Genomic DNA, 21,773 nt, shown 5'->3' on the forward strand with positions numbered 1-21,773 from the left:
GCCGTGAACCACCGCCTGCGCACGTACGCCCCGGTCCTGCCGGTCATCGCCGTGATCGCCCTGCTCGGCCTGCCGCTCGCCCCGGGCGCGGGCGGCGCGGGTCCGGCCGACGCGGTCTCCGGGCTGGTGGTGCTGTACTGCGGTATCCGGCTGCTGCGCGACCGCCGCCGCCCCCTGACCCCAACTGCCGTAGCGGTCTTGGGACTTCCGGTCCTGGGCCTGTCGATCGCCGCGATGGGAGCGTCCTCACCGGGCGCCGGACTCAGCGGCCTGGGCCGCTACCTACAGATCTTCGTACTCGTCCCGGCGGCGGTCGTGCTGCTGATCCGCGACCGCCGCGACTTCCGCGTCCTGGCCTGGTCGTTCGTCGCACTCGCGGTCTGGCAGGGCGCGATCGGCGTCAAGCAGTACGTCACCGCGACCGGCGCCTCGTACCAGGGCGAGGACATCCGCGCCGTGGGCACCTTCGGACCGACCGACGTGATGGGCATGGCGACGGTCGTGTCGTTCGGCCTGATCTGCGCGCTGGCCCTGGCCCTGGGCCGAAATGACGCACGGCAACGGGCAGTTGCGGCAAGTTGCGTGTTCGCCCTGCTGCTGCCTCTCGCCCTCTCCTTCAGCCGAGGCGCGTGGATCGCGACGGCGGCGACCTGCGCGATCCAGCTGGCCCTGGCCGGACTGCGCCGCGCGCTGAAGGTGGCCGCGGCGGTGACGGCGGCGGGCGTGGTCCTGGTAGGCGGCTTCGGCGTCGGTACGGCGATGCTCCAGGAGCGGATCAGCAGCATCACCCAAGTCACCGACGCCCCCGACCAGTCGGTGATCGACCGCTACACGATGTGGGCGGCGGCGACGGCCATGTGGCGCGAACACCCGCTGACCGGCGTCGGCTTGAAGGGCTTCCCCGAACACCGAGACGGCAACGCCTCGTTGGCGTTGTCCTCGGGCAGCGACACGGAGGGCGCCGGCGCGGCCTTCCTGAAACAACCCCTGCTCTCCCCCCACAACATGTACCTCCTGGTCCTCAGCGAACAGGGCCTGCTCGGCCTCCTCACCCTCGCAGGCAGCTGGCTGGCCCTGCTGGTGTGCGCGTTGCGGGGCCTGTTCCGAGTCCACCGCGCCGAACTCCCCGGCCTGGACTGCGCGTTGGTCTCCACCGGCCTCCTGGCCTGGCAGTTGATCGACTTCATGTACGCCGACATCGGCGGCCCGTCGACGGTCCTGACCGCAGTGGTCTTCGGGTTGGCGGCGTGGTGGTCCTTGGTGGGCGCGAGCACGGAGGAGCAGCCAGCGGCGACGACTCCGGCGCGGGCGAGCGCCGAAGGGGTTCTGGCCCGATGACGGTGACGGGCAACGCAGAGCAGGACAACCCCCCAAAGGGGCGCGGGGCTGTATCGATCACCGGCTCCGCCGCGGGGCGCGACACTCACGAGACACCCCCGACACAGGCCAACACCAACCCCCTAAAGGGGCGCGGGACTGTATCAATCAGCGGCTCCGCCGCGGGGCACGACACCCACGAGACACCCCCGACACAGGCCAACACCAACCCCCTAAAGGGGCGCGGGGAACTGCGCGACCAGCCCCCACGGCGCAGCACCCAAACAACCACCGACACCACCCCCCTACTGCCACCGGCCCGCACCTCCGAAGACGCCCCCGCCCCAGAATCTCGCCGCTTCCTCGCCAAAGCCGCCCTGATCACCGCCGTCCTCTCGATCACCGGCTCTCTCCTAGGCCTCGCCAGAGACCAGTCCCTCGCCCGCCTCTTCGGCGCCGGCAGCGAAACAGACGCCTTCCTCGTCGCCTGGACCATCCCCGAATTCGCCGCCACCCTCCTGATCGAGGACGGCCTCGCCTTCGCCCTGATCCCGGCATTCAGCATGGCCTTGGCCCGCAGAGCGCAAGGCGCCCCCGGCGACCCGGTCCGCGCCCTGGTAAAAGCCACCCTCCCCCGCCTCACGCTGGCGTTCATCGCGGTATCGGCGCTGTTCATCGCAGCAGCCCCCTACCTGGTCGAGGCCCTCGCCCCCGGCCTGCCCAACCCCGCCCTCGCCATCAGCTGCACCCGCATCACCGCGACCTGCGTCCTGAGCTTCGGCCTGGCCGGCTACTGCAGCGCAGCCCTCCGCGCCCACCGCCGCTTCGTGGCCCCGGCGGCGATCTACGTGGCGTACAACATCGGCATCATCGCGGGGATGTACGCCTTCGGCGCCCACTGGGGCGTACGCTCGGCGGCCCTCGGTGTGGCAGCCGGCGGCTTCCTGATGGTGCTGACCCAAGTCCCGGCACTGTGGCGGCAGTTGACGAGCCACAAGCCCAAGCCCACCACCCCGGACGCGGACACCGGCCCCGCCGAGGCCCGCCCGATGAACGTCGCCCTGATGGCCACCGTGCTGCTCTTCGCACTCTGCCGCCAGTCCCAGGTCCTCATCGAACGCTTCCTCGCCTCCCACCTCCCGGCCGGCGCCATCTCGCATCTGAACTACGCGCAGAAGGTCGCCCAGATGCCGATGGTGCTCTCGCTGATGCTGTGCACGGTCACCTTCCCGGTGGTCGCGCGGGCGCTCGCCGAGGGTGACACGGAGAAGGCCCGCAACCGGGTGGAGCGGGACCTCGCGCTCGCCGCCTGCCTCGTACTGCTCGGCGCCGCCACGGTGATCGCGTGCGCCCCGCAGATCATCCAACTCCTCTTCCAGCGGGGCGCGTTCACCGCCCATGACACCGCGGCGACCGCCGACGTCATGCGGGTGTACGCCCTGGGACTGCTCGGCCAGACCCTGGTCGGCGTCCTGGTCCGCTCCTACTTCTCGGCGGGCCGCCCCACCTGGTATCCGGTCGGCGCGATGGCCGCCGGCATCGTCGTGACCTCCTGGATCGGCGCCTGCGCGGTCGGCCCCTGGGGCGTCCTCGGCATCGCCGTCGCCAACGCCACCGGCATCACCTTCACCGCCGTACTCCTGCTGTGCGGTTCGGGCCCCCGCAGTGTCCCGATCCGCACCCGGCAGGTCCTGATCGAGCTGAGCCGGCCGGTGCGCGCGGCCGTGGTCGCGACGATCGCGGGGGCGTTCGCCGCCCGCGCGCTGCCCTCACCGCTGCTCGGTCTCGCCGTCGGCTGCACGACCGTCACCGTCGTCTTCGTCCTGCTCGGCTGGGCCCTGGGCGCCCAGGGCTTCGCACCCGCACTGGAAACCGTACGCTCCGTCACACGAAGGCTCATCCATGGCCGCTCCCGTTGATTCCCCGACCACCGGCAGACGCGTCACGGGCCCGGTCCCGTGGGTGGCGATGTACCACTCCGTAGGCGACTGCTCCGACGATCCCTATCGCATCACGGTCACCCCCGACCGCCTTGAACAGCAGCTGAGTTGGCTGCGCGGGCGTGGTCTGCGAGGCGTGTCCATGGCCGACCTGCTCGCCGCCCGCGCCCGGGGCAAGGGGCAGGGCCTGGTCGGCCTCACCTTCGACGACGGCTACGCCGATTTCGTCACCAACGCCCTTCCCGTACTGACCCGTTGGGACTGCGGCGCCACCCTCTTCGTCCTCCCCGGCAGGCTCGGCGGCGACAACGCCTGGGACCCACTGGGCCCGCGCAAACCCCTCCTCACCGCGGACGGCATCCGCCGAGCCGCCGCCGAGGGCGTGGAGATCGGCTCGCACGGCCTGACCCACGTCGACCTCACGAAGGCGGACGACGCCACGCTGAGGGCCGAGGTCACCGAAAGCCGTTCCCGGCTACAGGAGTTGCTCAACTCCCCGGTCAGTGGCTTCTGTTACCCCTACGGCACGATCGACGCCCGCGCCATGGACGCCGTACGCGAGGCCGGTTACACCTACGCCTGCGCCATCGACCCCGGCGACCTCAACGGCCTCCACGCCCTCCCCCGCGTCCACATCGGCCAGAACGACACCGCCGTACGCCTCTTCCTCAAGTACCGGCTGCACCGCCTGCGCCGCCGCCCGGTGGAGGGGCTCGCATGAAGGCCCTGCACATCATCACCGGGCTCGGCGTCGGCGGTGCCGAGCAGCAACTGCGGCTGCTCATCCGGCACTTGCCGGTCGACTGCGACGTCGTGACGCTCACCAACCCGGGCGCGGTCGCCGACGGCCTGACCGCCGACGGGGTACGCGTCCACCACCTCGGCATGACCGGCAACCGCGATCTGACCGCCCTCCCCCGCCTGGTCAGGATCATCCGCACCGGCCGCTACGACCTCGTCCACACCCACCTCTACCGCGCCTGCGTCTACGGCCGCCTCGCCGCCCGGATCGCGGGCGTGAAGGCGGTCGTCGCCACCGAACACTCCCTGGGCGACTCACAGATGGAGGGCCGCGCTCTCAGCACCGGGGTCCGCGCCCTGTACCTCGCCAGCGAGCGCCTGGGCCGCTCCACGGTCGCCGTCTCCCCCACGGTCGCCGAACGCCTGAAGCAGTGGGGTGTGCCCGGCCCGCGCATCGAAGTGGTCCCCAACGGCATCGACTTGGCCCGCTTCCGCTTCGACCCGGTCCAGCGCCTGCGCACCCGCCAACGGCTCGGCCTGCCCGAGGGCGCGTACGTCGTCGGCGGCATCGGCCGCCTCGCCGCCGGCAAACGCTTCGACGTCCTGATCCGCGCCCTGGCCCAACTCCCGGACGACTACTGGCTGTTGCTGGTCGGCGGCGGCACCGAGGAGAACCTCCTGCGTCGTACGGCCCACGACTACGGAGTCGCCGACCGGGTCCTGTTCACCGGCGAACGCCCCTACACACCCGACGGCTCACCGGGCCCCGACCTGCCCTCCCTCACCGCCGCCATGGACCTGCTCGCCTCGCCGTCCCCCGAGGAGGCCTTCGGCCTGGCGGTCGTAGAGGGACTGGCGTCCGGGCTGCCCGTGCTCTACGCGTCCTGCCCCGCCATCGAGGACCTCCCCCCGCAGGCCGCGTCCGCCGCCCGGCAGGTCCAGGGTGGCCCCGACGTCTTCGCCCGCGCGCTGGCGGCGGCCCGCGCGCAGGGCCCGCGTCCGCGCACCGCCCCGGACGCCGCCCACCACTACTGCATCACCCGCAGCGCCGCCCAACTCATGGACGTGTACGCGGCCGCGGTCTCCACCTCGTCGCCGTCCCCCGCACCCCAGGGAGCCAGTTCCTCATGACCGAGATCCGACAGCACCTCCCCCTCAGCCGCGCGAAAGCCCTCCCGGCCTGGTCCCTCCTCGCGGCCGGCGCCGTGACCGGCGGACTGCTCGGCGGTGTGTACGGCATCGCCAAGCCGCCGACGTACACGGCCACCAGCTACGTCATCGCCGTACCGACCGACAAGGCCGACTCGTCGACCGCGCTCGGCTTCGCGCAGGCCTACGGCCGGGTCGCCACGCAGCTCGCGGTGCTCGGGGACGCGCAGGTGTGGGCGGGCGTGCCGGTGAAGACGCTCCAGTCGAGCGTGCAGACGGCGACCTCGCCGGACGCGCCGATGGTCGCCGTCACGGCCACCTCCTCGCGCGCCGACCTCGCCGCCGACATGGCCAACGCCGTGTCCCGCTCGCTGACCGTGCACGCGAACGACTCCAAGGACTCCACCCACGTCGAGCTCCAGAGCTTCGCCCGCGCCATCAAGCCGGCCGGGCCCTCCTCGGCCTCGGCCGCGGTGACCGGCCTGGTCGGCGCGAGCGCGGGCGGTCTCCTCGGCGGCCTGCTGCTGCTCGTACGACCGCGCCGGACCCCCGAGGAGACCGGCCGCCCGGCCTCCGTGCCCAGCCCGGCCACCGCGGCCGACGTCCTGTGACACCGGTGTACTCGACCGAACTCGTCACCGACGCCCAGGAGTTCGCCGAACTCGCCCCGGCGTGGGGCCGGCTGTACCAGAAGTGCGGCGCGGCGACCCCGTTCCAGTCCCACGCCTGGCTGCACTCCTGGTGGCTGTCGTACGGCCGAACGGGCCGCCTGCGCCTGCTCGTTGTCCGCGACGGCCGCGAACTCGTCGCCGCCGCACCCCTGATGCTCGTACGGAGTCCGGTTCCCTCACTGGTCCCGCTCGGCGGCGCGATCTCCGACTACGGGGACGTCCTGCTGGACGACGACCACGGCGACCCGGCCGTCGCCGCCCTGACGGAGGGCCTCGCGTCCGCCGCCCGCACCGCGCTGATCGACTTCCGCGAGGTACGCCCCGGCGGCGCGGTCGAGCGCGTCTACGACCGCTGGCGCGGCCCCCGCCGCCGCGTCCACGACTCGCTGTGCCTGGAACTGCCCGCCGTACCGATGGCCGACCTGGTCGCCCGTCTCCCCTCCTCCAAGGCCCAACGCGTCCGCGCCAAACTCCGCAAGCTGACCGCACTCGGCGTCGAGCGTCACGTCGTACATCCGGACGGGGTGGACTCGGCGCTACGGCGGCTGCTGGAGCTGCACCAACTCCAGTGGCAGGGACGGAAGGTGACGTCCGAGCATCTCCAGACCCGGTTCTGCGAGCACCTGGTGCGCTCGGTCGGGCCGATGGTGCGCTCCGGCGACGCCGTCGTCACCGAGTTCCGGCTCGACGAGGACGTGGTCGCCGTAGACCTGACGCTGTTGTCGCGGCGGCTCGCGGGCGGCTATCTCTACGGCGCGCATCCGCAGTTGCGGGAGCGGAAGGCGGACGTGGCGGTGATGCTGCTCGACGCGTGCGCCGAGCACACCGGCGCGGGCGAGCCCCGCACGCTGAGCCTGCTGCGCGGCGACGAGCCGTACAAGCACCACTGGCGGCCCGAACCGGTCGTCAACCAGAGGCTGTTGCTGGCCCGGCGGCGCACGGCGCCGCTGATGACGGCGGTCGTCTGCGATGTCGCCGCGCGCCGGCGGGGCAAGGCGATCGTGCGGAAGTGGAAGGAACGCGGTGGCGACGGACCGTGAGCGGCCCGCCGCCACCTCTGCTTCAGCGGTCGCGCTGCCACCAGTCGAACTTCACACACAGCTTCCCGCCGAGCCAGTACTCCACCCAGTCGCCCAGCTCGACCGGCGAGCAGTTGGCCGGGTGCGTCGGGGTGGGCGGTGTGGTGGGCGTGGTCGGCTCCGGGGTGACCGGGGTCGTGGGTGTCACGGGTGTCGTGGGTGTGGTCGGCTGCGGGGTCGGGTCCTCGGTGCGGCCGAACAGGACCGACCGGTAGACCTGGGACGACTTGGGGTTCTGCGAGCACTGCCACACACCGTGCGGGCAGTAGTCGGTGACCGTGTTGTACAGCGGCTTGTGCTCGTCCATCCAGGCGAGCATGCGCTTCATGTACTCCGCGTTGTCCCCGTTTCGGAAGAGTCCCCATTCAGGATAGGAAATGGGCTTGCCGTGGGATTTGGCGAAGTCCACATGTGCCTGAAGTCCGTAGGGCTCTTTCACCTGCTCGTCGAACGTCAGCCCGGACGGCTGGTCGTACGAATCCATTCCGACGATGTCGACCGTGTCGTCCCCCGGATAGCACTGCGTCCAGGGAACGGCGTCCCGGCCGCGGCTCGGGTCGAAGTCGAACCGGAATTTCTGGCCCGGCACCGAGCGCATCGTGGTGACGATCCTGTTCCAGTACTTCTTCCAGGCCTCCGGGTCCGGCCCGCAACGAGAGGTGTACGTGGTGCCGTTCATCTCCCAGCCGAGCACGATCACCGTGTCCGGCACCTTCAGGTCGACCAGCCGCTGCGCGAGGGCCTTGAAGTGCTGATCGAACTGACCGGCCGCGCCCTGCTGGAGCAGCCGCCGCACCTGCCAGTCGGACACCCCGTCCTCGTTGTGCTCCTGCATCGGCACGTTGAGGACGAGCATCCGGTCGGACTTCTCGGTGCGCCAGTCCGCCCATACGTCGAGGAGACCGGGGGCGCCCTCGATGTCGCTCCAGTTGTTGCCGGGCAGGTAGGTGTGGCCGACGCGCAGTTCGGCGCCGCCCAGCCAGCTGCTCAGCGCCGCCATCCGGGCCACACCACTGGCACCGGAGTCGAGGAAGGCACCGAAGGCCGGAGTCGTGGGTGTGGTGGTCACGGGAGCAGGTGGATCGGTGGCGCGCGCCACCTCCGTTCCCGCCGCGAACCCGGGACCCGACGCGAAAGCCGCCGACGCGGCGACCGTAGCCGCGATGAAGGCCAGCCGGGCGGTCCGGGACCGTCGCTGCTGTGGGGCCATGCCTGCTCCTCTCTCCACTGTCGTACTCCGTTCCGACTTTGCTTTTCCTTCTACTGACACTCAGTCATATGAATATGAATTACGCCACCGCCGTTACGGCTTCCGAGTTCCCCTATCGCCCGCACGGGTGAATCGAACCGAAGGAAACAGTCCGTGTCGCTGCTCGATGTCCGTGTCCCCGCAGTTCTGTTGCGGGTCGACCGGAATCCCTTTCACCACGGAACGCTGGGGGCCGTGCGTTCGCTCGGCCGGGCGGGGGTGGAGGTGCATGTGGTCGCCGATTCCGCCGGAAGTCCCGTGCGCAGCTCCCGTTTTGTCTGCCAGATGCATCCCCCGCCGCCACCCGGCGCGACTCCCGCCGAGATCGCCGTCACGCTGCGCCGGGTGGCCGCGCGGATCGCGCGTCCCGCCGTACTGATCCCGATGGACGACGCGAGCGCCGTCGCGGTCGGCCGGCTGCGGGACGAACTCGCGCCCTCCTATCTGCTGCCGCAGCAGCCCGGCGCGCTGCCCGAACGGGTCGCCGACAAGGCGGAACTGGCCGCCGTGTGCGCGAGCGCGGACATCCCGCATCCGGTGACCCTGGTCCCGGAGAGCCCGGCGCAGGCGGCCAGTGCCGCCTGGCAACTGGGGCTGCCGGTGGTCGCGAAGTGGAGCCGGCCGTGGCTGGTGCCGGCCGGGACCGGACTGCGCAGCACGGTGGTGGTGCACAGCGCGCAGGAGGCGCGCGAGCTGTATCTGCGCGCCGAGGAGGCGGGCAGCCGGCTGCTGTTGCAGGCGTTCCTGCCGTCGGGGCACGACCGCGACTGGTTCTTCCACGGCTACGTCGACCGCTCCGGAGCCGTACGCGGCGGTGGCCCCGGCCGCAAGCAGCGCGCCTGGCCGCGCGGCGCGGGCCTGACGGCGGTGGGCCGTTGGACGCCCAACGCGCAGGTGCAGGAGCTGGCCGAGCGCCTCACCACCGAACTCGGCTACCGCGGCATCTTCGACCTGGACTTCCGCCGCTGCGGCTCGACCGGCCGCTACCACCTCCTCGACTTCAACCCGCGGCCCGGCGCCCAGTTCCGGCTGTTCGCCGACAGCGCGGGCCTGGACGTCGTACGCGCCCTGCACCTGGATCTGACCCACCGTCCGCTGCCGGACGGGGCGCCGCGGCCGGGCCGTTCGTTCGTGGTGGAGAACTACGCGCCGCTCAGTGCGCTGCGACCGGCGCCGGCCGGACGCGAGCTGGCCTGGTACGCGCCGGACGACCGGGCGCCGGGCCGGGCGATGTGGGGGCTGTGGTGCGGGCATGTGCTGCGCAAGGTGCGGGAGCGGCTGGGCAGCACGGCCCCGGTGCGTACGACGGAGGCGCGGGTGGTCCGGCAGGCGGGCGAGAGTCTCCCCAACGGACCTGCCGAACCAGCCGAGTTGACCAAGTTGACCGAGTTGACCGATGACGAGAAAGCGAGCAGCTGCTGATGTACGACCTGCTGGTGGTGGGCGCGGGCCCGTACGGCCTGTCCATCGCGTCCCACGCCGCGTCCGCCGGGCTGAACCTGCGCGTCTTCGGCCGACCGATGGCGTCCTGGCGCGACCACATGCCCCGGGGCATGTTCCTCAAGTCGGAGCCGTGGGCCTCCAACTTGTCGGACCCTGAAGGACGTTGGCCGCTCGACGTGTACTGCGCGGGCCAGGGCGTGGAGGCCCGGCACGGGGAGCCGATCCCCGTCGAGATGTTCGCCGAGTACGGCCTGTGGTTCGCGCGCAACGCCGTGCCCGAGGTGGACGAACGGACGGTGGAGCGGATCGCACCGGTGCCTGGCGGCTTCGAGGCGGTGACCGACGACGGCACGGTGCTGCATGCCCGCACCGTCGCCCTCGCGATCGGCGTCATGCCGTTCGTCGAAATCCCGTCCGCGCTACGGGGGTTGGGCCGGTCGCTCGTCTCGCACAGCAGCCACCACAGCGCGCTGGACGACTTCCGCGGCAAGGACGTCACGGTGATCGGCGGCGGCCAGGCGGCACTGGAGACCGCGGCGCTGCTCGCCGAACAGGGCACGCGGGTACGGGTGTTGGCACGCGCCGACGAGCTGCACTGGAACGACGTACCGCCGGCGTGGGAACGCCCGTGGTGGCGGGAGGCCCGCTCCCCGCACAGCGGCCTGGGCCCCGGCTGGCGCAACTGGTTCTACTCCGAGCGCCCCGGCCTCTTCCACCGCCTCCCGGAGTCGACCCGGGCCAGGATCGCGACCACGGCCCTCGGCCCGGCGGGCGCCTGGTGGGTACGGGACCGGGTCGAACCGACGGTCGAGGTGCTGCTCGGCCACGAGGTCGCGGCGGCCGACGTGGTGCCGGGCGGGGTACGCCTGGAGACGGTGAGCCGGGCGGGCGGGACGCGGACCCTGGACACCGAACACGTCATCGCGGCAACGGGGTTCAAGGCGACGACCGCCCGACTCGGGCTGCTCTCAAGTGAGTTGAGGGGGTCCCTGGCCACGGTGGGCGACGGTTCCCCGGAGGTCGGCCGCGACTTCGAGTCCTCGCACCCCGGCCTCTTCATGGCGGGCCTGGTGACGGCCTCGGGCTTCGGCCCGGCGATGCGCTTCGTGCACGGCGCCACGTACACGGCGGGCGCACTGGTGCGGGGAGTCCGACGCCGGCTGCACTCGGAGCCACGCGGCGGCATGATCCCGGCGCCGGGGCGACGGGGTGCACTGGATTTCGTACGACGCTGACAGCGCGGGTGATGCGGGTGTGCCGGGCGGTGACGTCCGGCACCCCGTGTGCATCACCTACGGGCCGCGGCTCGGCCTCGTCGGTAGAGGATCGTGCCGCCCGCGATCAACGCGGCGCTGACGGCCGAAGTGGCCAACATGGCCTCACTGCCGGTGTGCGCCAGGACGGGCGGCGGGGTGTGGCTCCCACCACCGGGCGGAGGCGTGTGGTCGCCGCCCGTGGGAGGTGGGGTGTGGTTCCCGCCGGTGGGCGGCGGGGTGTGGTCCCCACCCGTGGGCGGAGGGGTGTGGTTCCCGCCAGTGGGCGGCGGGGGTGTGTGGTCTCCACCGGTGGGCGGCGGCGGAGTGTGGTTCCCACCGGTCGGAGGCGGGGTGTGGTCCCCACCCGTGGGCGGAGGGGGCGTGTGCTCCCCACCTGTGGGAGGCGGAGGCGTGTGGTCTCCACCCGTGGGCGGCGGCGGAGTGTGGTCGCCGCCCGTGGGAGGCGGGGTGTGGTCCCCACCGTGCGGAGGCGGCGGCGTCTCCTCGCAGTCCGGTTTGCCGTGGCCCGAGTCACCGGAGCCATAGCCCGAGTGGTCACCGGAGCCGTAACCCGAGTGATCGCCGGAGCCGTAGCCCGAGTGGTCCCCGGACCCATAGCCGGAGTGCTCGACGTAGCCGTACCCCGAATCGTCCCCGGAGCCGTAGCCCGAGTCGTCGTCGGAGTCGCCGTACGACGGCTCGGTCCAGCGGTGGCGCTCGGTGTGCTCGCTGTGCCGGTGCGATTCCGTGCCGCCGGCACAGGAGTTGCCGAACGTCGGGTTGAACCCGGCCACCCCGTCGACGGAGTCGCCACAGGCGTTGACCGGTGCGTCGATCGGGACTTCGAGGCTGTTGCCGGACAGGACGCCCGGCGAATCCTTGGCAGTGCCGCCGGTGTACGCGTCGGCCATGGCGGGGCTGCCACACAGGGACAGAATGCTTGTCGCGGCGGCCGCCGCGACCATTCCCTTACCCAGGGTCTGTCGCAATCTCGTTGTCTTCCTGCTTGAAGAAGTGGGAAAAAAAGCCGGCCTTGGAACAGAAAAGTGTCCAAGGCCGGCCGTGACACAGCCGGAACGGCTGGTGCGTTACGTCGTCAGTCGTTGACGCAGGTGTTGCCGAACGCCGGGTTCAGCAGGCCGATCACGTCGATCGAGTTGCCGCACACGTTGACGGGGATGTGCACCGGAACCTGGACCACGTTGCCCGAGAGGACACCCGGCGAACCGATGGCGGCGCCCTCGGCACCGGCGTCGGCGAAGGCCGGGGCGGCCATACCGAGGGCCATGATCGCACCAGCGACAACAGCAGCGCTCTTCTTCATGAACGTTCCCTTCTCTGCGGTCATGCCCTATGACGGTCGAAACCGAGCGAGCACAGCTTGGGCGGCTCGCACCATGACCTGCAGGATGTAAAACGAGGGATAGACACCGGAAGAAACTGAGGAACGCGCGACATCTGACAATTCACTCGATCGTCCGCACCGAATTGACGCGATGGCCGTACCGACGAAGAAACGCTTCTCTTCAAGGGGAGACAGCTTTTGGAAGCAGTCCGGGCGACCCGCACGGAAAATTCCGGCGAGCCGCCCGGGCCACTGGGGGTCGTACGGTCAGCTGCCGATGGCGCCGTTGCCCGACAGCACCGGGATGTTGTCCGCGATGTGCGACAGCGGCTCGTCACCCTTGGCCTGGGTGGAGTTCTCGGTGCACTGCTGGTTCTGCGGGGCCGAGAGGATCGGCACGTCCTGGAGGACGGTGACCGGCACGACGCCGACGATCGAGGCGAGGTTCGCCTTGACCGGCAGACCGACACAGAGCTTGTTCAGGTCGCCCTGGGCGAGCCCGAGCTGGGGGCTCATGTCGCCGGCGGTCTTGGCGTTGCCGTAGATCTGCTGGGCACCGTTCCCGTCAACGCTGGTGACGCCGTTGTCGTTGCCGATGGCCAGCGCCTGCGGGGCGGCCGTCGCCGAGACGCCGACGACGGAAGCCGCGACAGCCGTCGCAGCCATTGCCTTCTTGAGCATTTCTGCGGTCCTTTCCTGGCAGAGACACAATTCCTGCTCCCCCATCAACAGAGGTCGGCCGGATTGGTTGCGAGGCTTCACCCGGTTGGATTCATCTGGGCCATTGGAGTGAATCGGAGCAACCATGCGGCCCGGCGCCAGTTGTTCAGGTCGCTCCGGTGGACGGGGTTACTCCAGAAGGGACCACGCAAGTGATCAAGAAGGTTATGGCTGCTGCGGCTGTCGCCGCTTCCGTCGTCGGAGCCTCGGCTGCCGTCGCCGCCCCGGCGATGGCGATCGGTAACGACAACGGCGTCACCACGACGAACGGCAACGGCGCCGAGCAGGTCTACGGCAACCAGGCCACGTACGGCAACATGAGCCCGCAGATGGCGCTCATCCAGGGTTCGCTGAACAAGCCCTGCATCGGCCTGCCCGCCAAGGCGAACCTGGCCTCGCTGGTCGGCGTCGTGCCGGTCACCGTCGCGCAGGACGTGCCGATCCTCTCCGCGCCGCAGAACCAGCAGTGCACCGAGAACTCCACCCAGGCGAAGGGCGACGAGCCCCTGTCGCACATCCTGGACAACATCCCGGTCCTGTCGGGCAACGGCTCCGCGGGCAGCTGATTCGCGGACGCGCACAGCGGGCCGCCGAATTCTCGGCGGCCCGTTGGCTTACCTTCTCCGCGTGACGAAGAAGGAATTGAATATCCTGCCGCGGGATTCCCAGCCGCGCTTATGCCTGTGCCGCGCGCCGGCATCGACGGTCTTCTGCCGGTCGACTTCCGGAGTTTCATGGGTGTCGTCCACGGAGCTCACGACCACCCACCGCGTCCCCTCCTGGGGAAGCTCGCTCGCGAGCGAGCCGACTTATTGCTCCATATGGGGCAAAGGCCGCAACCAAACCAGCCATCACTCAGTTGATCATCGCGCGGCTCCGCAACGGGAGTCCGTCCTCCGAAAGGGTTTGAACATGAAGAAGCTGTGGGCGACCGCGGCTGTTGCCGCCTCCCTCGCCGGTGCCACCGGCGCTGTCGCCACCCCGGCGATGGCCATCGGCAACGACGACGGCGTCACCACCACCCAGGGCAACGGCGCCGAGCAGAAGTACGGCAACCAGGAGACCAAGGGCGACATGAGCCCCCAGCTCTCCCTCGTCCAGGGCACCCTGAACAAGCCCTGTGTCGGCCTGCCCGCCAAGGTGAACGCCGCCTCGATCGTCGGCCTCGTGCCGGTCACCGTCCTGCAGGACGTGCCGATCCTGTCGGCCCCGCAGAACCAGCAGTGCACCGAGAACTCCACCCAGGCGAAGGGCGACGAGCCCCTGTCGCACATCCTGGACAACATCCCGGTCCTGTCGGGCAACGGCGCCGTGGGCAGCTGACCTCAGCACCACGCACCACGGAAGCGGGCCGCCGAGCACTTCGGCGGCCCGCTCTTGCGTGTCGTAGAGCCGGTTCTCCTGCTACGACTGCTGCGGCTTCGGCCTCTTGTAGAGCGCCTCGATGTCGTCCGCGTAGGCCGCGGTCACCACGTGCCGTTTGAGCTTCAGGGACGGGGTGAGCAGGCCGTTGTCCTCGGTGAACTCGCCCTCGACCAGGGCGAAGGCGCGGATCGACTCGGCGCGGGAGACGGCCTCGTTGGCGTGGTCGACGGCCTTCTGGACGTCTGCGCGCATGCGTGGGTCGCGTACGAGGTCGGCGAGCGGGGTGTCGGCGGGGAGCTTGCGGACCGCCAGCCAGTGGGCGACGGCCTCCGGGTCGAGGGTGATCAGGGCGGCGACGAAGGGGCGGTTGTCGCCGACGACCAGGCACTGGCCGATCGGGGCGCGGCTGCGCAGGCGGTCCTCCAGGACGGCCGGGGAGACGTTCTTGCCGCCGTTGGTGACGAGGATGTCCTTCTTGCGGCCGGTGATGGTGAGATAGCCGTCCTCGTCGAGCGCGCCCAGGTCGCCGGTCGCGAACCACTCGTCCTGCAGTACGGCGTCGGTGGCCGCCGGGTTGTTCCAGTACGCGCCGAAGACCACCCCGCCCTTGATGAGCACCTCACCGTCGTCGGCGATGCGGATCGTGGTGCCGGGTACCGGGAGGCCGACCGTGCCGGGGCGGGGCCTCAGCGGTGGGACGACGGTGGCGGCGGCTGTCGTCTCGGTGAGGCCGTAGCCCTCGTAGATGATGATTCCGGCCGCGGAGAAGAAGAGGTTGAGGTCGCGGTCGAGCGGGGAGCCGCCGCTGATCGCGTACCGCAGGCGACCGCCGAGTTCCTTGCGGATACGGCGGTACACCAGCAGGTCGTAGAGGGCCCACGCGGCGTAGAGGGCGGGGCCGGGGCCCTTGCCGGTGCCGAGGAACCTGTTCAGGTACGCCTCGCCGAAGCGGACCGCGATGCGGTCGGCGCGGTCGAAGGAGGCGGCGCGGCCCATCTTCTCGGCGGTGGCGCGGCCGGCGTCGTGGATCTTCTCGAAGAGGTACGGGACGCCGACCAGGAAGGTGGGCCCGAACTCCCGTAGCGCCGGGCGGAGTTCGTCGGGCTTGATGCTCGGGCAGTGGCCGATCTCGATGCGGGCCATCAGGCAGGCGATCTGCAGGGTGCGGCCCATGATGTGCGCGAGCGGGAGGAAGAGGAGCGTCGAGGCGACCTGGCCCGTGACCTCCGTGAAGAGGGGGTGGAGCAGCTCGACCATGTTGGCGGCCTCGGCGTGCAGGTTGGCGTGGGTGAGCACGCAGCCCTTGGGGCGTCCGGTGGTGCCGGAGGTGTAGCAGATCGTCGCGATCGTGTCGGGGGTGAGGGAGGCGCGGCGCTTGGTGATCTCCTCGTCGGGCAACTCCCGGCCAAGGTCCGCGAGTTCGGTCATTGCTTCCGCGTCCAGCTGCCAGATGCGTGGGGGTTGAGGGTGGCGGGCCGTGCCCGTGGTGACCGTGGCGGTGTTCTCGGCGGTCTCCGTGATGACGAAGCGGGCGCCCGAGTCCCTTACGATCCACTCCACTTGGTCCGCCGAAGAGGTGGCGTAGATCGGTACGGTCTGGCCGCCGGCCGCCCAGATCGCGAAGTCGAGGACCGTCCACTCGTAGCGGGTGCGGGACATCACGGCCACCCGGCCGCCCGGTTCGAGGCCCGCGGCCGTCAACCCCTTTGCGGTGGCGGTGACTTCGTCGGCGAGGGCGGCTGCGGTCACGGGGTGCCAGGTGCCGTTCCGCTCGCGGCGGAGGACCACGGTGTCGGAGGCCTCCGCCGCGTTGGTGAACGGGAGGTCGGCGGTGCTGCCGGTCGTCGGGCGCGGGGCGAGCGGCAGCGTGCTCGCCTCTCGTACGACACCTCGCTCGTCCCTGGTGAGTTGGACCCGGGAGCGGGCCGCCAGGTCGGTGCGCTGCCGCGCCCGCTTCAAGTCCTTGCGTACGCCCATGACGGCTCCCGGTCGACGGTGACTGGGGGGCTAACTTACTCGCGCGTAACAGATGGTCAATGGGGCCGGTCGATTTCCTTCCGGTTCACTTCAGCCGGTTCGCCTCGTCGATCGCCTCGGCGAGTTGTCGTACGTCCTTGTCCTCCGTCTTCTTCGCCAACGCGTGGGCGCGGTCGCCGAGTTCGTCGAGTCCGGGGTTGCCCGGCAGCTCGCCGGCGCGGAGGGTGTCGGCGAAGTAGGCGGCCACGGCGGTGACTTGGAAGCGGGTGGGGGCGCTACCGAGGGAGTCGTGCAGGGCGTCGGTCTCCAGTTGGCCCGATTCCTCGTGCGGGGCGCGGGTGTTCGGGTCGAGCCAGCGGACGCTCGCCGTGGCGAGGTGGCCGTCGGCGCCGGGCCTGGTGCGGACGGCGTAGAGGGCGGTCACGGTGTGGCCGGGGCCGATCTCGCCGCCGTCGACGTTGTCGTTGCGGAAGTCGTCGTCGGCGACCTTGCGGTCCTCGTAGCCGATGAGGCGGAACTGGGCGACCGTCTGGGGGTCGAAGGCGACCTGGGCCTTGGCGTCGCGGGCCGTGAGGTCGATGTTCTGCGGGAGTTGGTCGACGAAGACCTTGCGGGCGTCGGCGTCGTTCGAGACGTACGCGGTGTGGCCGTCGCCCTTGTCGGCGAGTTTCTCCATCAGGGCGTCGCCGTAGTCGCTGCCGACGCCGACGCCGAAGAGGGTGATGCCGTGGTCGCGGCGTTCGTTCGCGATGCGTTCGAGGATCGAGTCGGCTTTGGTGTCACCGGTGTTGGCGAGGCCGTCGGAGATGAGGACGACGCGGTTGGTGGCGCTCTTGCGGAGGCCCTCGGCGGCGGTGGCGTAGCCGGTCTCGACGCCCGCTCCGAGGTTGGTCGAGGACTGGGTCTCCAACTCGTCGATGGCGTCGTGGACTTGGCCGCGGTGGCCGTCGAGGCGGGTCATCGGGAGCACGGTCTCGGCCTCGTCGCTGAAGGTGACCAGTGCGACCGAGTCGTCGTCGCGCAGCCGGTCCGTCATCTCGTCGAGGGACTTCTTGGCAAGGTCAAGGCGGCCCGTCTCGGCCATCGAGCCGGAGACGTCGATGACGAACGTGAGGGCGGCGGGCGGGCGTTCGTCGGTGGAGTCGGCGGTGCGGGTGGCGAGGCCGACGCGGACGAGGGACCAGTTGGACTTGTCGGTGCGGGCGCCGTCGACGGTGACCGTGAAGCCGTTGCCGTCGGGGCGGTCGTAGTCCTGTTGGAAGCTGTTGACGAACTCCTCGGGGCGGATCGTCGACGGGTCGGGCAGTTGGCCGTCGGCGAGGACGCGGCGGGCGTAGCCGTAGGAGGCGGTGTCGACGTCGAGGGCGAAGGTGGAGAGGTAGTCGGGGGACGGGGCGATCTCGTCGGCGGAGCTGTCCGTCTTCTCGCCGTCCTGTTGGCCGGTCTGTTCTCCGCCGGAGGTGACGGCCGGGGCCGGGAAGCCGGTGTGGTCGGCCCCGTTCGCGGTGTTGGAGTGGCTGCCCTCGCCCTCGCTGCAGCCGGTGAGCAGCAGGCCGCCCGCCGCGGTGAGGGCGAGCAGGGTGGCGCGCAGTCGCCGGGTGCGGTGGCGTCCGGACTCCCGCCTCGGTCGTGTTCGGTGGGTCTGGTGGGTCTGGTGGGTCTGGTGGGTCTTCATCTCCCATGCCCCCTCGGTCCGTTGACGTCGGCTTCTGCGACTGTGACGGCGGAGGGGGCGGGAATGTGCGTTACGGGGAGTTGCGGAAGAGTCTCGAAGGGGTCGCGATCATGGCTCGTCGTGACCGGTGGGTGATGCTCCGTTGACCTACGAGACGATGTCCTTGCGGGCGAAACCCCGGAAGGCCAGGGCGAACAGCACGATGGCGTACGTAACGGAGACCGCCGTGCCCTGGATCATGCCGGACCACTCCGGATGGGGCTGTACGGCGTCCGCCCAGGCGAACTGCCAGTGCGCGGGCAGGAAGTCACGCCAGTGGCCGAGGGCCGTGACGGCGTCCAGGACGTTGCCGACGATCGTCAGGCCGACCGCGCCGCCGACCGCGCCCAGGGGCGCGTCGGTCTTCGTCGAGAGCCAGAACGCGAGCCCTGCGGTGACCAGTTGGGACACGAAGATGTACGCCACCACCACGAGCAGGCGTTGGGCGGCCGTGCCCGCGCCGATCGCGCCGCCGGTGGGCAGCTCCAGCGCGCCCCAGCCGTACGCGGCGGTGCCGACGGCCAGCGCGACGAGCGGGAGCAGGACCATCGCGGCGAGGCTGAGGCTCAGGCCGACGACCAGCTTGGACCAGAGGAGGCGGGCCCTCGGCACGGGTGCCGCCAGCAGATAGCGCAGGGACGACCAGCTGGCCTCCGAGGCGACCGTGTCCCCGCAGAACAGGGCGACCGGGACGACCAGCAGGAAGCCCGCCGACACGAACAGGTTCACCGCGGCGAAGTTGGCGCCGGACGAGGTGGCCGTGTCCATCAGCGTCACCTGCGAGTTACGCTCGCCCGGGGTGCCGCCGATCGCGAAGGCGGCCACCAGGACGAAGGGCAGCGCGGCGAGGATGCCGCCCATGATCAGTGTGCGGCGCCGCTTCAACTGCCGGACCAGCTCTACCCTCAGGGGCAGGGTGCGGCCGGCCCGGTAGCCGGAGGCCACCTCGACGGGCTCGGCGAGCGTGCTCATGCGGAACCTCCGATCAGGGTGAGGAAGGCGTCTTCGAGCCGGCGGTGGGGGCCGACCGAGGAGACGGGGACTTCGAGTCGTACGAGTTCCACGAGGAGTCGGGCCGCGGTGCCCGAGCCTCGGGCGGGAGGCGGGGACGCCGTGCCCTCGGCGACGGCATCACCCGGTGTGGCTTGACCGCCCTGTGTGACTGCGGCAGCCGTACTCGCCCCGTTCACCGGGGAGTTGGCGGACACCAGTTCATCACCCGGTGCCAGCCGCAGCAGCAGGCCGCCCTCCGCCCGGGCGACCGAGTCCACGTCCGGAAGGGCCGCGATCTTCTCCACCAGCGGGTCGGGGATTTCGGCGGCCAGGCCGACGAGGAGGGTGTCTCCGGAGCCGACGATCTCGGCGACCGGGCCCGCCTGGACGAGTCGGCCGCGGTCCATCACCACGAGGTGGGTGCAGGACTGCTCGACCTCCGCGAGGAGGTGGCTGGAGACGATGACCGTGCGGCCGGCCTCCGCGTACCGGATCATCACCTCGCGCATCTCGCGGATCTGGGGCGGGTCGAGGCCGTTGGTCGGTTCGTCGAGGATGAGGAGGTCGGGGAGGCCCAGCATGGCCTGGGCGATGGCGAGACGCTGGCGCATGCCCTGGGAGTAGGTGCGGACCGCGCGGGCGAGCGCGTCGCCGAGGCCCGCGATCTCCAGGGCCTCCGCCAAGTAGGCGTCCTCCGGGGGCCGTCCGGTCGCCTGCCAGTACAGCTCCAGGTTCTCGCGGCCGGAGAGGTGCGGGAGGAAGCCCGCGCCCTCGACGAAGGCGCCGACCCTGGACAGGACGGGCGCGCCCGGGCGGATCGCGTGCCCGAAGACCCTGATCTCACCGGCGTCCGGTTTGATCAGGCCCATCAGCATGCGCAGGGTGGTCGTCTTGCCCGCGCCGTTCGGACCCAGCAGGCCGAGCACCTGGCCCTTCTCCACGCGGAAGGACAGGTCCCGTACCGCGTACCGGTCCGCCGACTTCGCGTACCGCTTGCTCAAGTCGGTGATCTGGAGCGGGACTTCGGCCAGCTGGGGGTCCGGGGGTGTCGACGCCGTACGCCTGCGTCCGGTCAGGAGCAGGGCCAGTGCGACGGCCGCGCCCGCGAGCGGGAGCCACCAGACCCAGGACGGGAGCGTCGCCGCAGCGGTGGCGACGCCGGGGGCCGTCGGTACCTTGAGGTCGCTCTTCAGGGAGACGGTGTACGTCGCCGGGGCCGCCGGAGAGGCGTAGCCGAGGTCCGTCGAGGCGAGGACCAGGCGGAGGTGGTGGCCGCTCTGGACGTCGTAGTCGATGGCCGGGAGGGTGATCGTGACGTCCTTGCCGGCCTTGGTGCCCTCGACCCTGAGGGGGGTCACCAGCTGGGAGGGGAGCACCTGTTGGGCGCCGCCCGGGCCGACGTCGTACACCTTGCCGAAGAGGACGGCGTCGTCGCTGGTCGACTTGACGTGGACGGTGACCGTGGGCGATCCGGTGATGCGGAGGCTCTTGGTGACGGGGGCCGAGTCGAACGCGGCGTACTGGCCGGGGAAGTCGAGGGACACTCCGATGCCCAGGGAGGACAACTGGGAGAGGCCGCCGGTGCTGCCGAGGCCGGGGAGGGCCGAGATGGCGGGTGGGCTGGCGCCGGCCGGGTTGGTGAAGGACTGCTCGCGGCGGCCGGTCAGGGCAATCGCGCGCGGGTCGCTCTCCAGGCCCGGGTAGGCGCTGCCGCTCGCGCCGCGCAGGAGGGCGGCGCCGTCCGTGGAGTCGACGCCTCCGGTGCGGGTGACTCGGAAGGCGGGGCCCGTGTCGGTGTTCTTGTCGTCCTTCAGGTACCGGTCGAACCAGGAGGTCACGCGTGCCTGGACGCGGCTCGTCTCCATGTCGCCGCCGTCGTGGCCGCCCGCGATCCAGTCGACGTCGACCGGGGCGCCGTTCGCGCGGATCGCCTTCGCCGCCGCGTCGGCCTGGCCGAGCGGGAAGAGGGAGTCGGTCTGGCCCTGGAGGAGGAGTGTCGGCACGTTGATGTGCGTGGCGACGGCGGATGGTGAACGGGCTTCGAGGAGCGCGCGGGCCTGGGCGTCCGGCTTGCCGGACTCGGCGACCCGGTCGTACATCTCGCACAGGGCGGGCTCGAACTTGGCGCAGCCGCCACCGGAGTTGATGAAGATGCCCGCCCAGAGCTTCTTGAAGACGCCGTTCGGGAACAGCGCGTCCGCGAGGTTCCAGTACGTGATCGACGGGGCGATGGCGTCCACCCGGTCGTCGTATCCGGCGGCCAGGAGGGAGATCGCTCCGCCATAGGAACCGCCCGCCACGCCCACGCGCGGGTCGCCGGGTTTGTCGAGCTGGACGTCCGGCTGCTTCGCCAGCCAGTCGATCAGTTTCGCTACGTCCTTGACCTCGCCGGACGGGTCGTTGAGGCCGATCTTGCCGGTCGACCTGCCGAAGCCGCGGGCCGACCAGGTCAGCACCGCGTAGCCGTCCCGGGCCAGGTCCTGGGCTTCTTTTCGTACGTCGTCCTTGCTGCCGCCGAAGCCGTGGGCCAGGAGGACGGCGGGGCGGCGTCCGGTGGCACCGGACGTGAAGTACGAGGTGTCGAGGCGCACACCGTCCACGGCCATGACGCGGTCGGAGCGGTGCACCGGAGGCGGGTCGTCGGAGGCAACCGCCGTCCAGGTACCGGCACCCGCGAGCACGACCACGGCGGCCCCGGCGGCCAGCAGGCGCCGGGGCCGCCGCAGCCCTCGCAGGGCGGGCAGTCGAAGATCCATGCCTCAACGGTACGGCCCGCGACTGACAACCGAGGCAGCCCCCGGGTCGAACCTCCGC

The 21,773-nt window shown here is 71.0% G+C and carries 18 protein-coding genes; 10 read left to right on the top strand and 8 right to left on the bottom strand.

What is annotated here, in order from left to right; all coding sequences use genetic code 11:
* Nucleotides 1-3: 3 nt before the first annotated feature.
* Genes AB0I69_RS29030 through AB0I69_RS29055 form a run of 6 tightly spaced genes read left to right on the top strand, consistent with a single transcriptional unit; the run spans nucleotide 4 to nucleotide 6,858 of the window.
* The gene (locus AB0I69_RS29030; protein ID WP_363098663.1) at nucleotides 4-1,338 is read left to right on the top strand and encodes an O-antigen ligase family protein; all 1,335 of its coding nucleotides are present in this window, start codon (nucleotides 4-6) and stop codon (nucleotides 1,336-1,338) included.
* A complete protein-coding gene (locus AB0I69_RS29035) occupies nucleotides 1,335-3,236 on the top strand; it encodes a lipid II flippase MurJ (protein ID WP_363098664.1) in 1,902 nt (633 codons plus the stop codon). Before AB0I69_RS29030 ends, AB0I69_RS29035 begins: the two co-directional genes overlap by 4 nt.
* Nucleotides 3,220-3,978 (top strand): polysaccharide deacetylase family protein, encoded by a 759-nt coding sequence (locus tag AB0I69_RS29040; RefSeq protein ID WP_363098665.1) that lies wholly within the window; start codon nucleotides 3,220-3,222, stop codon nucleotides 3,976-3,978. Before AB0I69_RS29035 ends, AB0I69_RS29040 begins: the two co-directional genes overlap by 17 nt.
* Nucleotides 3,975-5,129, top strand: a complete 1,155-nt coding sequence (locus AB0I69_RS29045) for a glycosyltransferase (protein WP_363098666.1) — start codon at nucleotides 3,975-3,977, stop codon at nucleotides 5,127-5,129. The genes AB0I69_RS29040 and AB0I69_RS29045 overlap by 4 nt, the downstream gene beginning before the upstream one ends.
* Nucleotides 5,126-5,758 carry a lipopolysaccharide biosynthesis protein gene (locus AB0I69_RS29050; RefSeq protein ID WP_363098667.1) on the top strand — a complete coding sequence of 211 codons (633 nt, stop codon included), beginning with the start codon at nucleotides 5,126-5,128 and terminating at the stop codon, nucleotides 5,756-5,758. The genes AB0I69_RS29045 and AB0I69_RS29050 overlap by 4 nt, the downstream gene beginning before the upstream one ends.
* The gene (locus AB0I69_RS29055; RefSeq protein WP_363098668.1) at nucleotides 5,755-6,858 is read left to right on the top strand and encodes a GNAT family N-acetyltransferase; all 1,104 of its coding nucleotides are present in this window, start codon (nucleotides 5,755-5,757) and stop codon (nucleotides 6,856-6,858) included. Before AB0I69_RS29050 ends, AB0I69_RS29055 begins: the two co-directional genes overlap by 4 nt.
* A 22-nt stretch (nucleotides 6,859-6,880) precedes the next feature.
* Here AB0I69_RS29055 and AB0I69_RS29060 read toward each other — a convergent pair whose 3' ends face one another.
* Nucleotides 6,881-8,107: a glycosyl hydrolase gene (locus AB0I69_RS29060; RefSeq protein ID WP_363098669.1), complete on the bottom strand. Its 1,227-nt coding sequence runs from the start codon at nucleotides 8,105-8,107 to the stop codon at nucleotides 6,881-6,883.
* 153 nt (nucleotides 8,108-8,260) lie between these two features.
* On the opposite strand from AB0I69_RS29060, the gene AB0I69_RS29065 reads away from it, so the two are divergent.
* Both AB0I69_RS29065 and AB0I69_RS29070 read left to right on the top strand, forming a co-directional pair.
* The gene (locus tag AB0I69_RS29065) at nucleotides 8,261-9,568 is read left to right on the top strand and encodes an ATP-grasp domain-containing protein (protein WP_363098670.1); all 1,308 of its coding nucleotides are present in this window, start codon (nucleotides 8,261-8,263) and stop codon (nucleotides 9,566-9,568) included.
* A complete protein-coding gene (locus AB0I69_RS29070) occupies nucleotides 9,568-10,824 on the top strand; it encodes an NAD(P)-binding domain-containing protein (protein ID WP_363098671.1) in 1,257 nt (418 codons plus the stop codon). The genes AB0I69_RS29065 and AB0I69_RS29070 overlap by 1 nt, the downstream gene beginning before the upstream one ends.
* 53 nt (nucleotides 10,825-10,877) lie before the next feature.
* Here the strand turns inward: AB0I69_RS29070 and AB0I69_RS29075 are convergent, their stop codons facing one another.
* From AB0I69_RS29075 to AB0I69_RS29085, 3 genes are all read right to left on the bottom strand, one after another.
* Nucleotides 10,878-11,834: a chaplin family protein gene (locus AB0I69_RS29075; protein WP_363098672.1), complete on the bottom strand. Its 957-nt coding sequence runs from the start codon at nucleotides 11,832-11,834 to the stop codon at nucleotides 10,878-10,880.
* Between the two features lie 107 nt (nucleotides 11,835-11,941).
* Nucleotides 11,942-12,133: a chaplin gene (locus AB0I69_RS29080; protein WP_019065692.1), complete on the bottom strand. Its 192-nt coding sequence runs from the start codon at nucleotides 12,131-12,133 to the stop codon at nucleotides 11,942-11,944.
* Nucleotides 12,134-12,457: 324 nt separating this feature from the next.
* Nucleotides 12,458-12,871, bottom strand: coding sequence for a rodlin (locus AB0I69_RS29085; RefSeq protein ID WP_363098673.1), 414 nt, complete (start codon nucleotides 12,869-12,871; stop codon nucleotides 12,458-12,460).
* A 191-nt stretch (nucleotides 12,872-13,062) separates the two neighbouring features.
* Between AB0I69_RS29085 and AB0I69_RS29090 the strand changes: the two genes are divergently transcribed.
* Nucleotides 13,063-13,476, top strand: a complete 414-nt coding sequence (locus AB0I69_RS29090) for a rodlin (RefSeq protein WP_019065694.1) — start codon at nucleotides 13,063-13,065, stop codon at nucleotides 13,474-13,476.
* Nucleotides 13,477-13,822: 346 nt separating this feature from the next.
* The gene (locus tag AB0I69_RS29095; protein ID WP_363098674.1) at nucleotides 13,823-14,233 is read left to right on the top strand and encodes a rodlin; all 411 of its coding nucleotides are present in this window, start codon (nucleotides 13,823-13,825) and stop codon (nucleotides 14,231-14,233) included.
* Nucleotides 14,234-14,314: 81 nt separating this feature from the next.
* Here the strand turns inward: AB0I69_RS29095 and AB0I69_RS29100 are convergent, their stop codons facing one another.
* The 4 genes from AB0I69_RS29100 to AB0I69_RS29115 all read right to left on the bottom strand — a co-directional run bounded on the left by AB0I69_RS29100 (nucleotide 14,315) and on the right by AB0I69_RS29115 (nucleotide 21,715).
* Complete coding sequence (locus tag AB0I69_RS29100; RefSeq protein WP_363098675.1) at nucleotides 14,315-16,252, bottom strand: AMP-dependent synthetase/ligase; 1,938 nt, start codon at nucleotides 16,250-16,252, stop codon at nucleotides 14,315-14,317.
* An 85-nt stretch (nucleotides 16,253-16,337) separates the two neighbouring features.
* Nucleotides 16,338-17,927 (bottom strand): von Willebrand factor type A domain-containing protein, encoded by a 1,590-nt coding sequence (locus AB0I69_RS29105; RefSeq protein WP_363098676.1) that lies wholly within the window; start codon nucleotides 17,925-17,927, stop codon nucleotides 16,338-16,340.
* A 147-nt stretch (nucleotides 17,928-18,074) separates the two neighbouring features.
* Complete coding sequence (locus AB0I69_RS29110) at nucleotides 18,075-18,938, bottom strand: ABC transporter permease (RefSeq protein ID WP_363098677.1); 864 nt, start codon at nucleotides 18,936-18,938, stop codon at nucleotides 18,075-18,077.
* Nucleotides 18,935-21,715 (bottom strand): CocE/NonD family hydrolase, encoded by a 2,781-nt coding sequence (locus AB0I69_RS29115; protein ID WP_363098678.1) that lies wholly within the window; start codon nucleotides 21,713-21,715, stop codon nucleotides 18,935-18,937. The genes AB0I69_RS29110 and AB0I69_RS29115 overlap by 4 nt, the downstream gene beginning before the upstream one ends.
* Nucleotides 21,716-21,773 lie beyond the last annotated feature (58 nt).

This window comes from Streptomyces sp. NPDC050508 (assembly GCF_040655155.1).
Lineage (GTDB): Bacteria > Actinomycetota > Actinomycetes > Streptomycetales > Streptomycetaceae > Streptomyces.